The following is a 16,273-nucleotide window of genomic DNA, read 5'->3' on the forward strand; positions in this document are numbered from 1 at the left end:
CATCGTAACGGCTTGTTTGTCAATGAATTATGGCCGATTGTGACGAGTGACGAGTTTCTGCGAAAATTTATTATAAGTAAGATCCCGATTACGTAAAAGCTTGCTTACGGCCCTGCGAAACGTGGCTTTTTGGCGTGCAATATGTATGCTTTTGCACGATGAAACATGGCTTTTTGTATCTAACAGAGGCTTCTGTCTGTATGGAGCTTGCCTGCTGTTTAAATAAGCATATTAATTTTAAACGGTCAGGATGTTATGTCGTCTTGCATTTTGCACCGATATAAAAGTCTTGTGGAAAGGTTGTGCCAAGTGGCGTTGCAAAGGCTTGCTCAGCGTTATTTTATCGGTAGTCGCAGTTTTGTGGTAAGTAATGTCAAATCTGTTTTGCATAATTTATAGCAGAAAACTTTATGATTATAAGTCATGATTTTGCTTGTCCGGAGCTGCATATTGAAATAAATCCATATCTCATCGCGTCAAAAAGTTATTGATAATGTAATCTGTCTTTGCTGTTTTTATGTGCTATGAAACTAAAATTTCTGTATAGGAATGTGGCATGAAATGTGGCTGCCGAGTGTTTGAGGCAGTGCTAAAATACTATAATTTTAAACTTTATATAATACTTTTTGTTGACATTCTGCTCTGTGTTTGCGTTTACATTATGCCATATTGAATCGTTTTTGCTTACATTTTGTCAGTGCTTTATTTATATTTATGCAGAAAATATTGCATATTTATCCAATATTGTTATAATTAAGTTAATTACACCTTATTATATATACAATGAACCATAATTACTGCCTGCATTATTTGATGTATTGAAATAGTTTTGTGTCATAATGTCTGCCGGGCGATATTAAATATCAGTAAATAAGCAATTTACATGCATTTTGTGCATAATATCTTAAATATTTGCATGTCAACATAGACGAAACAGATATTAAGCATTATTTAAAGTGTAAAATTTTAACTCAAAAAATGTGCGAATAAACATAATGCAAGCATATAATTAATTATTTATGCATATAGATTTAAATTTCTTTATATGAATGTTCAGGTGTAAATTGCCTTTATTTTGATGCATTCTAAAAGTCAAGAAGTGGTGTATATACACTTTATATACAAATCAAAATGAAAGTAAAATAACACTCAAAGTTTCATTTTACATGAATTTTTATGTGATTCTGTCAGATTTATGTTAAAAACCCGACTTAAACCCACTTTTTTTTCTTTCATTTTTTGGACTTTATGAAATAATCTTTATTTTTGCATATTGTAACAAAAGTATAATTTATTTATTTAATTAGAGAGAGTATTTATGGAAAAAAGACTAACTATGATTTTGGCCTGCCTGTTCCTGTCACTGGGAATGGCACTGGCACAAACAGCAGTTACGGGAACCGTGGTGTCTCAGGAGGACGGTCAGCCGATTATCGGTGCTACTGTCCGCGTTGTGGGCGCCAGCGCCGGTGCCGTGACAGACGCTGACGGTAAGTTCTCTATCAGCATGCCCGCAGGGCACAACAAGCTGAAAGTAACCTATGTCGGCATGGTTGATCAAGACGTAACGGTAAAGGGCAACAGCGTACGCGTTGTGCTCGTTCCGGATCAGACCAACCTTGACGAAGTGATGGTCGTTGCTTACGGTACGGCTAAGAAATCAGCCTTCACCGGTTCTGCAGCGGTTGTAAAGTCGGATGACATCGCGAAGATTTCAAGTTCTAACGCAATGTCTGCACTTAGCGGTAAAGTATCTGGTGTGCAGATCAACTCTGCTACAGGTGCTCCTGGTCAGGAGAGCTTCAGCATCCGCATCCGCGGTATCAGCTCTATCAACGCCGGTAACGACCCGCTGATCATAGTAGACGGTGCTCCTTACAACGGAGACATCAACAACCTTAACCAGAACGATATCGCTTCAATGACCGTCCTGAAGGATGCTGCCTCTGCAGCTCTTTACGGTGCGCGTGGTGCCAACGGTGTTGTCATCATCACAACAAAGAACGGCCGCGAGGGTACTTCTTCAATCACTGTTGACGCTAAGTGGGGTGCTAACACACGTGGCGTTGAGTTCTACAATACAGTAGAAAGTCCTGCCGGATATTATGAGGCATACTATCAGTCATTGAAGAACTATCGTACAAGTCTCGGCGATGATGCTGCAACAGCTCACAGATGGGCTCTGAACAATATGTTCTCTGGCGGTTACGACCTTGGCTATAACGTTTACACTGTTCCTGAAGGACAGGACTTCATCGGCCCGAACGGAAAACTGAATCCTAACGCAACACTCGGCCGCGTTATTAACGTTAATGGCACAGAATACCTGCTCTATCCTGATTCATGGCGCGACGCTGCTTATCAGACAGGTGTACGTCAGGAGTATAACGTTACTGCTACAGGAAGCAACGACAAAGGTTCTTTCTATGGTTCTGCAGGTTATCTGAAGAACGAAGGTATCAGTATCGGTTCTGACTATGAACGTTTCACAGGCCGTCTGAAGGCTGACTACCAGCTCAGATCTTGGTTGAAACTTTCTGGTAACTTCAACTATGCTCACTATAAGGCTAACTCACTGGCTGACGATGGTGGCAGCACAGTAGGAAACGTGTTTATGGTTAAGAACATGGCTCCTATCTATCCTCTGTACATCCGTGACGCAGCAGGCAACATCCTGCAGGATTCTAAGACAGGTCTCGCTATGTACGACTGGGGTGATGGCACTGTAACAGGTCTTACACGTCCTACAATGACAGGTTCTAACCCTATCTTCGCTAACTATTTTGACAAGAACCAGAACGAGGGTAACAGCCTCGACGCTACAGGTACAGCTGAAATCCGTTTCCTCGAGGACTTCAAGTTCACATCAGCTAACACTGTAATGCTCGACGAAACTCGATTCACATATACAAACAACCCGTATTATGGTCAGTTCGCTGCCAACAACGGTTCTGTTCAGAAGGCACACGTACGTACATGGGCTTACAACTACCAGCAACTCTTGAACTGGCATCACCTGTTCGACAAGCACGACGTAGAGGTTATGCTCGGTCATGAGTACTACCGTACACGTTATTATTATCTGACAGCATCTAAGAACAATATGTTCTCTGTATTCAACGATGAGTTGGCAGGTGCTGTTAACACTGGTACAATGAACTCTTACACAACTGACTACAACGTTGAGGGTTGGTTCGGACGCGTTCAGTACAACTATGACAACAAGTACTTCGGATCACTTTCTTATCGTCGTGATGCCTCTTCACGCTTCCACCCGGATCACCGCTGGGGTAACTTCTGGTCATTAGGTGGTGCATGGATCATCAGCAAGGAAAAATGGTTCAACGCTCCTTGGGTTGACGAGTTGAAGTTCAAGGCTTCTTATGGTGAGCAGGGTAACGACAACATCGGCAGCTACCTCTACACAGATACATACAGCATTGTTCCTTCTGGCGATGGCGCTGGCGTGAAACCTTCTTCAACTAAGGGTAACGAAACTATTACTTGGGAAAAGAACGGTAACTTCAATACAGGTTTCGAATTCTCATTCTTCCGCGGACGTCTTGCCGGTAGCATCGAGTACTTCTATCGTCGTACAAGCGATATGTTGGCATTCTTCGCACTTCCTGCTTCTTCAGGCTGGAGCGGATACTATGACAACGTAGGTAACATGCAGAACATGGGTGCTGAAGTTGAACTCGACGGAACACTGATCCGTACAAAGGACTTCGAGTGGGGACTCAACCTTAACTTCACTGCTTATAAGAACGAAATCACATCTATCGCTGATAAGAACAAGACTCAGACTGTTGAGGGTTCTGAAGGTTATGCAAGCGGTAGCTACTTCTATGGTGAAGGCGAGTCACTCTATACATTCTACATGCCTAAATATGCAGGTGTTGACGAGAACGGTAAGTCTATGTTCTATAAAGACAAGCTGGATGAAAACGGAAACATAATTGGTCGTGAGACAACAACAACTCCGGGTGAAGCTACATACTATCTCTGTGGTACAGCTCTTCCATGGGCATACGGAGGTTTCGGAACACGCTTCTCTTACAAAGGCTTCGACCTCGCTGTTGACTTCAACTATCAGCTTGGCGGTCAGATCTACGATTCAGACTATGCCGGCATGATGGGTATCACCAGCAGCGGTAGAGGTAGCGCTATCCACGCTGACTTGCTGAACTCTTGGACAGAAGAGAATCCTAATACAAACATACCTAAGCTGATTATCGACGATACAAGTACAACAACCACTTCAGATCGCTTCCTGATCGGTGCTTCTTACCTGAGCCTGCAGAACCTCAACTTTGGTTACACATTCCCGACAAAGATGACAAGCAAGGTAGGTATCGGCAAACTTCGTGTTTACCTTACAGCTACAAACTTGTGGTTGTGGTCTAAGCGTCAGGGACTTGACCCACGCCAGAGCATTACTGGTGGTGCTTCTTCTGCATATTACTCTGCAATGCGCACAATTTCAGGTGGTATTTCTGTAACATTCTAAAAACATTAAAAAACAAATTGAACATTATGAAAAGATTCATGACAATATGCCTTGGTGCAGCTTTAACTCTGATGACTTCAATGTCATTCACAAGCTGTATCGACGAGGTTGAGCCCACAGACGGAGCGTCAGACGGCCAGGTTTCGGGTTCAGAATCAGCGGTGGCGTCATTGGTTAGCGGTCTTAACTCATACGCTACAAATATTTGGAATACATCAAGCTTCCCCGCAAGTTTCGGTTATCCTGCAATTATGATAATCCGTGACATTCAGTCTGGTGAGCTTGCTTATGGTGAGAAAGCTAACGGATGTCTGTTCCTTAACTGGCTTGCAGATGTTTATCTGTCACGTGAGTATATGGTAAACCAGTTCTTGTGGTATTATCAGACACAGTATGCAGGCGCTGCTACTAACGCTATTGCAAAGATTGATACTCTTGCCAGCGATGCCAACAAGGGCTATTATGCTGCAGCTCTGGCTTATCGCGCAATGCTTTATATCGATATGGCACGCGAGTATGAGTGGCTGCCCAACGACATCACTCAGGGTGTCAGCCCCGAAGGAAAAGACATCACAGGTCTTACAGTGCCTATCGTTAAGGAGGGCATGACAGAGGAGCAGTGGCAGAACAATCCTCGTGCAAATAAAGCAGATATGGCTGCCTTCATCCTTGGCGACCTTCAGAAGGCTGCAAGCATGATAGGCTATCTTGACGACGCAAGCAAGACAATGCCTCATCTCGACTGTATCTATGGTTTGATGGCACGTTGCTATATGTGGCTTGAGGATTATCCTAACGCTGAGAAGTATGCACGTCTGGCTATCGACAACTCAACATCTGCACCTGTAACACAGGCACAGGCTCTTAACACAACATCTGGTTTCAACGACCTGAGCCAGTGGATGTGGGGTACACAGTACTACACAGGTTACGTTAACAACCTATACTGCTGGACAGCAAATATGTGTAACGAAATCAGCTACGGATATACAGGTACTCAGCTCGGAACTTATGTTCAGATTGACGCTAACATGTATAACCGTATCAGCGACGGCGACTGGCGTAAACTCCTGTGGAAAGCTCCAGAAGGAACATCTCTCGAAGGCAAGAACCAGTTTATCAGCGCTGAAGTTGGAGAACAGCTTCCTGGATATGCTTCTTTGAAGTTCCGTCCGGGCGGTGGTAGCATCAATGACTACACTGTAGGTAACGTTGTAGGTGTTCCGTTCATGCGTATTGAGGAAATGTACTTCATCGAGGCTGAGGCTGCTGCACACAGCGACCAGGCTAGAGGTAAGGAACTTCTTGAGTCATTCATGAAGCGTCACCGTAACCCGAACTACACATGCCGCGCTGCTGATGTTATCGACGAAATCGTATTCCAGAAGGCTGTTGAACTTTGGGGTGAAGGTCAGTACTTCTTTGATGTTAAGCGTCTGAACAAGACTGTTACAAAGGACTACAACGGAACCAACCATACAGCACCTTATCTGTATAACACAACAACTCGTCCTTCATGGATGAACTGGCAGCTGAGCCGTCTGGAAGAGATGAACAACAGCGGAGTAACGGGATACAACAACCCGACACTCGCAGATCAGCCTTATGCTAAATAAATTAATAAATAAGTAATAATAAAACAGAAAATATCATGAACAAGATATTCAAACATTCCATGATGCTCCTCTTTTCGGCACTGGCACTCGTGCTGGGCTCATGTACCGAAGAGTTTGAGTACATAGGAGCAACGATTGAAGGAGAGCAGGTGTATTTCAGCAATGCGCTTTCTTCAACAGTGAACCTTGATCCTAATGCCAGTGAGGTGAAAATACCGGTAAACCGCATCCAGCGTACCGGTGAACTCACTGTAAACTTCAATGTAACTACATCTGAAAACTGTGCAGTTAGTGTTCCTTCTTCTGTAACATTTGCTGACGGCGACTCTGTAGCATATCTGACTGTTACTTACGATCCTCAGACAATACAGATGGGTCACTTTGATGATGTTACTGTAGCTATTGCAGATGCTAACTATACAACTCCTTACGGAAGTTCATCTTATACATTCACTATCGGACTGTCTGAGTGGAACTCAATCGGTACAGGACTTTATCGCGATGCAATCTATCCGGGCTTCTATGGCGCAGATCAGCTGACTTACAACGTAGAGATTCAGGAGAACATCCTGAAACCGGGTTACTACCGTATCGTAACTCCTTATGGACCTGGCACAACATTCTATAACACTTATGTTGCTACAGGTATGATGGCATGGGCTAACAAGGATAACACAAGCCTGGTTATCAACGCAACAGATCCTAACTTCGTTTATGTAACAGGTGACTTCTATCCTGGCACAGACGACGGTATGGCTTCTCAGGGATATGGTGTAATGCACTTGTTCAGCATCGTTGACGAGTATATTAAGGAGGGTAACAGCCTTGAGGATATCAAAGCAGCTAAACCGGATCTCTTCGGAACTCTGAAAGACGGTATGATCACTCTGCCTCAAGTGTGCATCTATGTAAACTTCGACGATTCATTCACTCCGCTTGGCTATCTTGACACAACAGGTTGGGCAATTGCTCTGCCGGGCAGCGAATTTACTGACTACTCTTCTTCGTTCACATACAAAGGCCGTTTCACCGACGTTGCAGGCAACAACTACGCTGAGGGTACTATCACTCTTGGTGAGGATGTAGCTAACGCAAAATATGTATTGGCTGCTGACGGTGACGATATCAATGCTATTGTTGAAGCTATCGCTGACGGTTCTCTCGAGGCAACAGGTATCACTGAAAGCGATGATGTAAGCATCCAGATAGCAGAAGGTGGTAAGTATACAATGGTTATCGTTACATTCGATGCTGAAGGCAACATGAGAAGCAGTTCTGCTACAACATTCACATTCAGCACTGGTGGCGGTTCAGGTACAGCTAACTGGCAGCCTGTAACTTCTGGTACATACGACCAGAACTACTTCCCGAACTTCATCACTGACGAGGGCGGTCAGCCGGTAGGTAACCCGTTTGGTGACGGTACATATTCAACAACTCTCTATGTTGACGGTAACGACCAGACTCACTACAAACTTGAGCCTTGGCTGACACAGGAAGGTAGCCTTGAATTCACTCTCGACGATAGAGGTATCATCTCATTCGATGTCATCGATACAGGCGTAGACTCTCAGACAGGTTATGGTAATGTGCTTGTTGTAAACGCTAACGACATGTTCGCTGATAATCCTAACTATCCGTTCAGCTTCTATGCTGAGGAAGGTATCTTCGCATTCGGTATGATGTATTATGTTAACATGAACGGCCAGCAAGGCTGGATGGGTGGTGCAACAGAAACATTCACTCCGTCACAGAGCGGTGCTCCTTCAATGGTTAAGATGCCGGCTGCTAAGAAAGGTGTTAAGAGTTATAAGGCTGTCAAGGGTGTTAAGAAAGTGCTCAATGCTAAAGTTGACAGAAGCTATGACTCTAAGTTCTTCAGCAACAGAGGACTGACTATCAAGAAATAATGTGATGAATGCTGTGAGTCAAGTTCTTCACTGTAAGACTTGACAATACTACAGACATCATTAAATAACAAGAAAGGCCCTGCCTGACCAATGTGTCGAGGCAGGGCCTCTTGTTTTTTGATATAATTATAATAATACAAGTATTGTCATTCGGGATAAAACATTCTCAGATGAGTGAGATATATAGTGCTATAAATGTTAAGAATTTGTCTGTTTTTAGTATTTGTATCTCATCAGATATGTGCTTTTTCGCCTCTTGATTCGCCCTTTCAGATGGGACAGACGACAGTCTCTCCTCATAAAAACTTATTTATGAGAAGGAAAAAATATTTTTGCTGACGCATGTTAAATATAAAAATTTACTATTATATTTAATTTAACACATATTAGATTTGGCTTAATGTTAGCGGCCGTGATAATCAGTCTATCAAGGCAAATTATGAAATCAATAAATTTAGGGGTTTAATAATATTCTAGTAATCCTTTGGGATTCAGACTGTACGCTTGACATACTAATCAGTTCTGTACGTTGAGTCTGTAGGCATCGGTCTTTGCTGATGCGTCAAGAATTATCTTACAGACTTTAGCATCTTGTCAATGCATTTGCGCTTTTGGCCCATGTCCGGGTGGACATACAGATTAAGCGTCGTGCTTACGCTTGAGTGTCCGAGAATTGAACTTACAGTCTTGTAGTCGCAGTTGCTCTCTATACATCGTGTTGCAAAGGTATGTCTCAGACCGTGGAACTTCATTGCGGGCAAGTTCAGCTTGCTCATGAAGCGTTTATAGTAGTGACGGTAAATTCGTGGCTCAAGCGGCTTTTCGGTGTTAGTTAATACGAAGTATGTGCTGTTGATAAGACCAATAATCGGCTTCAGCAGCCGTAGTAAATCGCCGCTTATGGGTATGTCGCGTATTGAACTGGCTGACTTTGGCGTGCTTATAATGAGCTTTGTGTATTTATGTCCGTCTTCTATGACATAAACCCGCTCAATGGTGCGGCGTATACAGATGGTCTGAGTCTTTACGGATATGTCGCTCCATTTAAGAGCGCAGATTTCTCCGATGCGCAGTCCGGTGCAAAGACAGATATACAGACCAAGGTTCTTGAACGAGAAATGTGATTTCAGAAATGTCATAAGCTTTCGCTGTTCGTTAATAGTAAGAACCTGAAACTCGTGTCTCTCTGCTGTTGTCGGGAACTTGATGTCCCATTCGCAATGTTCGAGCCATCCTTGCCGTGTCCCATAGGCCACAATCATCTTCAGCACGAGCAGTATGTCTCTCACTGTGCGCTGGCTTAAGCCTGCCTTCAGTTTGTCAAGAACAAATTGCTGAACGTTGCTCTCTTTTACCGAGTGCATGTCGCCAAGCACCGGCAAAATGTGCTTCTCTGCATTGGTTACATAAGTGGCAAACGTCGATTCCTTGACGAGACTTACTTTCATCTCACGCCATGCGAGATAGACTTCTTTGATAGTTTTTCTTTCCATAATTTATACATTTTAATTGTTTGTCGCTATAAAAGTAATAAATTATGATATTTAGATGGCAGAAATAGCAAAAAAGGATGAATTTCAAATAATGCATTATATACCTACTTCATCTTATGTGCATCACGCTGATGTGTTCCGCCGTCCCTCAGCTTTCATCCGTCATGAAGTATGGCTACTGAAAGCTGACGTATGCAAGAAACTTAATGATTTTAAAGTTGCTGTCTGAAACAGTTGGTGATAAACAGCGGACGGGGCAGGGCGCCTATATGTAAATTGACTCGCATTGATGCAGCCCGGCTTATTGCTCCTTATGGGTGTATGACGAAGCCATGGCTGCCACTTTCTGCTGCAGGTATGCTATGAAACCTTCATCGCCAAGCACCTCAATGTCGTCGAACAGGCCAAGCACAAAGCGTCCTATGCCTGCATAGCTGCACACCGGCAGATCAAGCCTGTGGCGTCCGTCGCCGCACGTGGTCATGTTGGCCTCTGCCGCGGGATATTCTTCGCGGAACACGTTGTAAGACAACTGGCCCAGCAGCATGCTTACGGGCATCATCTTTTCACCGCTGAACATAAATACGTCGGTGTACATCTGCTGATGGCGGTCTTTGTATGCCCACTCCGTATCGAGCAGCTCTACCTCCTGCATGCGGCTCACCTTGAAGGTCTTGTTAAGCTTCGACGACGGCTCATAGCAGCGCACCTCGTTATTGTTGTTCATCAGCAGGAACGGCTCAACGAGCCTGTCCTTTGTGGTGCGGCTGTGAGGCGATGCATAGCCATGTATCACCACCTGACGCTGCAGCTTTATGGCATCATACAATACGCCGATGTTGTACACCTTCTGCTCTCGCAGCTCGTCGTTGTTTATGATGTCGAAGTCGTAGAAGCGTTCAAGTTTCTTCCTGAGGTTGTCCGCCAGCACATCGCCTTGTCCGGCCTTGTCCAGCAGGCGCCTTATCATCACCGCCTCCTCTTCCGTTATGGATATCCGCTCTATAAGGCGGTTGAAGAAAGGCGAATTGCGGTCGATACTGTAGCAGTTACCGTGCTTGTATACCTTAAATCCGCTGTCGCGGAAAAACTCAAGATAGTAATACAGGTTGCGGCGCGATATGCCGAGCTTCTCGCACAGCCGCTCAATGGTGTATGTGCGGTTTTCGGTGAGCAGCTGCAGCAGATACAGTTCGCGTTCGAGTTTGTCGTGTCGCATAAATTCTTTATTAACGTGATAATTTGCGGCATAAACGTTGTTGCCTGCCGGTGCGTGTCTTTGCCCTTACATACGTCATAAGCCGTCAGAACGTGCATAAATGGCTTTTGCCGCTTTCCTTTTGTGCCATTGTCTGCTTTGTCCTGCGCTTCAGATGCTGATATCTACTCAGACGTTTGGTTAAAGCAGCCTGAACGTCTTGCGGTGATATGGCGTAATGCCGTGCTCGGCAATGGCCTGGCGGTGCTTCTTTGTGGGATAACCCTTGTTTGATATCCAGTCATACTGCGGATATTCCTCTGCCAGGCGGTCCATGTAGTCGTCACGGTAAGTCTTTGCCAGGATGCTTGCCGCCGCTATCGACATAAACTTGCCGTCGCCCTTTACCACCGTGGTGTAGGGTATGAAGTTGTAAGGTTTAAAGCGGTTGCCGTCTACGATGATGGCCTCCGGGCGCACCTTCAGTCCGTCAAGCGCCCTGTGCATGGCCAGGATGCTGGCATTAAGTATGTTAATCTTGTCTATCTCCTCATGTGTAACCACGCCCACGGCCCATGCCACGGCGTCGCGCTCTATTATCTTGCGCAGCTCGTAGCGCCTGTGCGGCGTAAGCTGTTTCGAGTCGTTCAGGTCGTCGTTCCTGTAGTCTTCGGGCAGAATAACGGCCGCCGCATACACGCTTCCGGCCAGGCATCCGCGCCCGGCCTCGTCGCATCCGGCCTCAATCAATCCTTTGTTCAGCGAACTTTTAAGCATATTTATTTTCAGTTTATTGTTATAAGCCATGTCACGCAGCCATGTGCCCCGGCCGCCATCTTGCAGTTGGCAGACAGCCATGTGCCGTTCATTAGGCACAGATTTTACGCTTATTTAACAGATAACGGCCCGAGTTTGAACTTATTGTGCACAAACAAGCATTTATTTTGCACACGGAAAGCCACACCAAAGCGTGGCACATATATAAAAAACAATATTTACAACGAAACAAAAAACATTTAAAACATACGATTATGGAAAAGCAGATAACACTGGAACAAGCCGGCACTGCATGCGGCAAGATTAATTCAATGATAAAAAAGACAACCAGTATGCTTAACGCTCCGCTCCGTCTTCTTGGCAGATATTATTCATATGTGATAGAGCGCGACCTGGACATGCGCCAGACAAAGGCCATAACCGAAGCCCAGATAGCATTCTTTGCCACCATACTTCCGGTTGAGATGCCCATACTGCTGCATCTGGCAGCCTGCATATGGTTTATCATGTCGCTGAAGAAATGCCGCTCTTTGCTGAAGTGATGCAGCCTGAATGTATGCCGGTGACAGCATCATGAAAGGGGTTGCATAGCTGAATTAAAGCCGTTCTGTAGCTTGCCAGCGTTGTAGCTGCGTGTGGATGTCTTGTTGCCGACAGACAAACCACTGGTTTAGACATAAAAACTCGGCCACTTTTGATGCAAAAGTGGCCGAGTTACGACCCGAAAACAATAGGTTAATGATTTGAAACCAATACGTTATATTTTGCTTTCGGTTTATACTTTAATCGCTGTTCAGGTGATTGCTTATTAATTAAAAAGACGTGTATCCCTTTCGATTTTTCGGCCGCTTGAAGCTATGCTTCTTTTGCGGTGCATATGCCGTGTGAGAAATTCATGCAATAAACTTGTTTCTGCCTGCGTCATAGATGTTCAATGATGCTTTCATGCAGCATTGCCCACTGGCTGTATTATGGCTTGCGTTATCGGCATTGTAAAATAGTGAAAAAGAAATGCCGCCCTGCGCTGTCGAACCGGCATCGGTCCAGCCTGTTGCGCATGGCGGCATATATGTTTGATGTGTGTGGTTCGTAGTGTTAAGTTGGCGTCCGCGATAATCGCATCTGCAAAGTGTGCCATTTACCTTGTTGTTTAACATGCTCATGCACCATACTGGCGACATTCCTCTGTAGATGCATCTGGCACGCCAACTATTACATCAGGATAGTTGTATGATGTCCGACATAGAGATGCTGCCTGCTGCGGGATTATATCCGCTGTGGCGAGATTGCTTGTCCTCGTTGATTTTGTTATTCGTCATAACATAATCAGTCGGCCATAAGCTTCATCACCTTCTGTCCGTTGCCGCATATGATTGTGGCAATGTAATATCCGCGGTCGAGGAAACCGAGGTCGGCAGTGTCGTCTGCTGTGGCGGAGTAGACCTGACGGCCCGACATGTCACATACGGTGAGGCGGCTGAATCCGTCTTTTACCATGAGTGTGCTGCCGTCCCATGATACGTGCATGGGCTTAGCAATGGCGTTTTCTATTCCTGCAACGCCCTCATAAGGCACCTTTGCCTCTTCTGCGTTGAGCACGCGGCAGTTGTTCTTGTCTTCAGCATCATAGTTGGCCACAAACGCCACCACACTTAATCTGGCCGCATCCCATCCGGTCTGCACCGGAACAGTATAGTCGGCTGTATAGCCTTTTATGTCAATAGGCTCTCCCCATGTCGGCGTTACGCTCTGTCTTGCCATGTGGCGATGGTAATATCCGCCGGATGCACCGCTCTGGTTGGTAGAGTAGACGCTGTCTTCAGAAACAAAGACAAACAGGCGTGGCGATTCTACGTCAGTGTCTATAAGCTGCTCACCCTCAACATGGATGAGTATGTTGCCGCTTTCGTCCGTTTTCACCGTAGGTTCAACCGATACGAATGCCGGTGCGCAGCTCTGTTCGGCATAGAGAGTCTTTAGCTTTGATGCACCAACGCTCACCACAGGCACTCCGTCTGAATAAATGTCGGGATAGTTGTCCGACATCTCCGTGCGGTCGAGCATCACTGCCGGAGCGTAGAGTCTGCCTTCCTTGTAGAACCACTCATACTCCTTGCTTGCTGCTATGGTGTAGTTGTCCTCGTAGAAACCGGCATGATGGCCCAGTTCTATGATTCTTTCGCATGTGTCGGCAACGGCAGAAATCTGCTTGTGAACGGTAGGGCAGTTGGTGCAGCGTTCCGTAGAGAACACCTCGAGCAGCACCTTTCGCTGCGGCATTACGGAGCGGCAGAGCACCTGTTTCGTGCGCGATGTGTTGTCAGACGGGTCGAAGTCGGCCTCGCCGTTTACAGCCGATATTTCCACGCTTACCTGTGGCTCGCCTTCAGACAGGATGCGCAGTCCGTTCATCTCGAAGGTGCCTGTGCCGCGCGGCTTCACTTCCGTCACGCTTACCGTCTCTGTGGCCAGGCTGTCGCCAACGTGATAGGTGAACGTGAGGCTCTCAACCGGCACGGAACCAAGATTGATAAAGTCGCCCGAGAAGGCCAGCGGTTCGCCCAGCCGGGCGTATCCCGGCATGACAATGTTGCCTAGACTGACGTTGCAGCGCGGCAGATTGTCGCTCTCTACTGTGGCATAAAACGCAGCGCTGAATCCCTCGACGCTCGACTTCCATTCAGAGCCGTCGGTGCAGATATACTCTTCGCCGTCCACAAGGCTCAGGGCATACGGAATGTTCAGTATGCCTTCTACGAGATAAGACATATAAAACGCCTTGCCGTCTATCCTGAACGGCTTGTCAAGACGCACCTCATTCCATCCGTATTTTTCAAGGGTGGCTGTCTGTTCATAAAGTGCCTCGCCTCCGTCAAGGCTGCTCCTGATGGCGAAGTGTACGGTAGAAGGCTCCATGATGCTTGACCAAATGTGGAACGATACGATGTCCGTGCCGCTATATGCCTGCATAAGCGTTTCGGGAAAGAATACCGCCGAGCCGCCAGCCGGAGATTCTTTGGCGGCGGGGTAGAAAGACACGGCATTGCCCTCGCAGTAGCCCAGCTTCATGCTGTTGGCATATATCGTTTGTGTAGCAGCCAGCATCAGTGCCAGCGTTAAGATAATCTTGCTGACGTGGCGCGTTGCTGACGATAAAATATAATTATGCATAAATGTTCATTGTGAATTAACTTGCAGACAAAACTGAAAATGTGACAGGACGCACTGCCTGTCACATTATGTAAAAATGATTTTCAGCCGACATTATATCAGCCTGATGTTAGTGCTGTTTTAGCGTAACACCTTGAATGTCTTAGAACCGCCGTTGTAAGAAACCTTTACAACATAAGTGCCTGAGGGCAGAGATGACAGGTTGAATGCTTCTCCCTGGCCGCCTTTCATTACGAGGTTGCCGCCAACGCCATATATTTCAGCGCTGTTGTATTCGCCGTTTACGTACAGTGTTCCGCCCTTGCGGTAGTCGATGCTTACATCGCTCTTTACAGCCTCAGGCTTAGATATGCCGGTAGCTCCTTTTGAAACGATCATAGCGGGGCAGTTTACAACACCGAAACCAATGTCTATAGTCTCGCCGCCGGCAAGAACCTTTCCGTCAGTGCTGCAGTCGAGAAGTGAATACATGCCGCCTGCCGGAACAGCCTGTGCCTCGCCGTTCTCGTCATAGGCAACAGACGGACCGAATTTATATCCGCCTCCTGCGCAAGTAACCAGCTGGTCGAAATATACGATGCTGCCGTCTGCCTTTACGCTAAAGTATTTGTACACGTCAGAGTCGTCAAGGAAGTAGCCGTACATGTTTCCTTCTGCGTCGATGCTGCAAAGTATTCCTCCGTAGAATGTATTTGTTTCAGGGTCGTCGCAGCTGAACACGTTGTATAGCTTGCCGTCTTTGATGTATGCAGGATTCTGTCCGCCGTTTTCAGCAGTATTGACACCTACAACGGTGTTGCCGTCTTCACTGATGCCGTACACATAGAAAGTGTTTATTCCGAGGTCGTCATAAACCTTCTTTATTTCGTTGTTCTCCCATACGACAGGCAGCAACTTAACTTTCTCAATGCCGAAGTATTCGTCAATCTCACCTGTTGATACATAAACCTGTCCGGCCATATATTTTCCGTCAGATGAAACGGCGCGTACGCAGTTGAGTGTGCGCGTTGGGCTGAACTCGTTCGACTGGTCAGAAGAATAATTCTCAGGTACAGGCAATAGTTTCCATCCTCCGTCAGGCGTAAATGTTGCAGGCCATTGTCTTACATAAGTCTCACCTGTCAGCAGCGAGTCAACGCTACCTGCCATAAGTCCGTCGTTGGTTACGTCGTTAAGAGTTGAATATCCTCTGGAATAATCCCAGGCCATATTGATGACGTCTGGTGCGTCGGCATTCCAGTAGTAGCTCGTCATCGAAATCAAATCGTCCACGCCAACGGCATATTTGCCATTGTTTGACACATGATTAAATACACCGCAAACCGGTGTTTCATAGCCTTCGATTATGAAAACTGCATCGTTAAAGTTGTAAAGGGTTGCCTCTTCTTGGGCTGATGCACCGCAAGCTAAACTTGCCATTGCTGCTAAAAGTAGTAATTTTTTCATAAGCACTTTAGTTGGTTTTTAATTTGCGTAGATTTGCAGCAACAAGAATATAAAACTTATGTGCTGCTCTTAGTTTCTGTTTGCAATGATACAAAATTATTTTATAAAAGTATTGATTATTTGTAATAAATATGATAAAATTAAATTATTTT

10 protein-coding genes and 1 pseudogene are annotated in these 16,273 nt (G+C 45.8%); 5 read left to right on the forward strand and 6 right to left on the reverse strand.

What is annotated here, in order from left to right; all coding sequences use genetic code 11:
* Positions 1 to 1,318 precede the first annotated feature (1,318 nt).
* The 3 genes from ACU52_RS08780 to ACU52_RS08790 are packed head-to-tail and all read left to right on the forward strand — an operon-like array spanning position 1,319 to position 8,036.
* A complete protein-coding gene (locus tag ACU52_RS08780; protein ID WP_053398530.1) occupies positions 1,319 to 4,510 on the forward strand; it encodes a SusC/RagA family TonB-linked outer membrane protein in 3,192 nt (1,063 codons plus the stop codon).
* Between the two features lie 26 nt (positions 4,511 to 4,536).
* Complete coding sequence (locus ACU52_RS08785; protein ID WP_053398531.1) at positions 4,537 to 6,126, forward strand: RagB/SusD family nutrient uptake outer membrane protein; 1,590 nt, start codon at positions 4,537 to 4,539, stop codon at positions 6,124 to 6,126.
* A gap of 35 nt (positions 6,127 to 6,161) precedes the next feature.
* The gene (locus tag ACU52_RS08790; RefSeq protein ID WP_053398532.1) at positions 6,162 to 8,036 is read left to right on the forward strand and encodes a hypothetical protein; all 1,875 of its coding nucleotides are present in this window, start codon (positions 6,162 to 6,164) and stop codon (positions 8,034 to 8,036) included.
* 569 nt (positions 8,037 to 8,605) lie between these two features.
* Here the strand turns inward: ACU52_RS08790 and ACU52_RS08795 are convergent.
* The gene (locus tag ACU52_RS08795; RefSeq protein ID WP_053398533.1) at positions 8,606 to 9,529 is read right to left on the reverse strand and encodes a tyrosine-type recombinase/integrase; all 924 of its coding nucleotides are present in this window, start codon (positions 9,527 to 9,529) and stop codon (positions 8,606 to 8,608) included.
* Positions 9,530 to 9,584: 55 nt separating this feature from the next.
* Here ACU52_RS08795 and ACU52_RS15105 point away from each other — a divergent pair, with 55 nt between their 5' ends.
* Positions 9,585 to 9,758 carry a hypothetical protein gene (locus tag ACU52_RS15105; RefSeq protein ID WP_021855931.1) on the forward strand — a complete coding sequence of 58 codons (174 nt, stop codon included), beginning with the start codon at positions 9,585 to 9,587 and terminating at the stop codon, positions 9,756 to 9,758.
* A 72-nt stretch (positions 9,759 to 9,830) separates the two neighbouring features.
* Here ACU52_RS15105 and ACU52_RS08800 read toward each other — a convergent pair whose 3' ends face one another.
* From ACU52_RS08800 to ACU52_RS08805, 3 genes and pseudogenes are all read right to left on the reverse strand, one after another.
* Complete coding sequence (locus ACU52_RS08800) at positions 9,831 to 10,499, reverse strand: WYL domain-containing protein (RefSeq protein ID WP_394330581.1); 669 nt, start codon at positions 10,497 to 10,499, stop codon at positions 9,831 to 9,833.
* 120 nt (positions 10,500 to 10,619) lie between these two features.
* Positions 10,620 to 10,748 (reverse strand): annotated as a pseudogene (locus tag ACU52_RS15895) (helix-turn-helix domain-containing protein); the annotation flags it as partial.
* Positions 10,749 to 10,928: 180 nt separating this feature from the next.
* Positions 10,929 to 11,504: a ribonuclease HII gene (locus ACU52_RS08805; protein WP_053398539.1), complete on the reverse strand. Its 576-nt coding sequence runs from the start codon at positions 11,502 to 11,504 to the stop codon at positions 10,929 to 10,931.
* A 254-nt stretch (positions 11,505 to 11,758) separates the two neighbouring features.
* Here ACU52_RS08805 and ACU52_RS08810 point away from each other — a divergent pair, with 254 nt between their 5' ends.
* The gene (locus tag ACU52_RS08810; protein WP_053398535.1) at positions 11,759 to 12,046 is read left to right on the forward strand and encodes a hypothetical protein; all 288 of its coding nucleotides are present in this window, start codon (positions 11,759 to 11,761) and stop codon (positions 12,044 to 12,046) included.
* A gap of 784 nt (positions 12,047 to 12,830) precedes the next feature.
* Here the strand turns inward: ACU52_RS08810 and ACU52_RS08820 are convergent.
* Together ACU52_RS08820 and ACU52_RS08825 are read right to left on the reverse strand one after the other, a co-directional pair.
* Positions 12,831 to 14,675, reverse strand: coding sequence for an Omp28-related outer membrane protein (locus tag ACU52_RS08820; RefSeq protein WP_082335223.1), 1,845 nt, complete (start codon positions 14,673 to 14,675; stop codon positions 12,831 to 12,833).
* Between the two features lie 120 nt (positions 14,676 to 14,795).
* The gene (locus tag ACU52_RS08825) at positions 14,796 to 16,121 is read right to left on the reverse strand and encodes a T9SS type A sorting domain-containing protein (RefSeq protein ID WP_082335224.1); all 1,326 of its coding nucleotides are present in this window, start codon (positions 16,119 to 16,121) and stop codon (positions 14,796 to 14,798) included.
* Positions 16,122 to 16,273: the final 152 nt, after the last annotated feature.

Source organism: Xylanibacter rarus, assembly GCF_001275135.1.
In the GTDB taxonomy this organism is placed as follows: Bacteria; Bacteroidota; Bacteroidia; order Bacteroidales; family Bacteroidaceae; genus Prevotella; species Prevotella rara.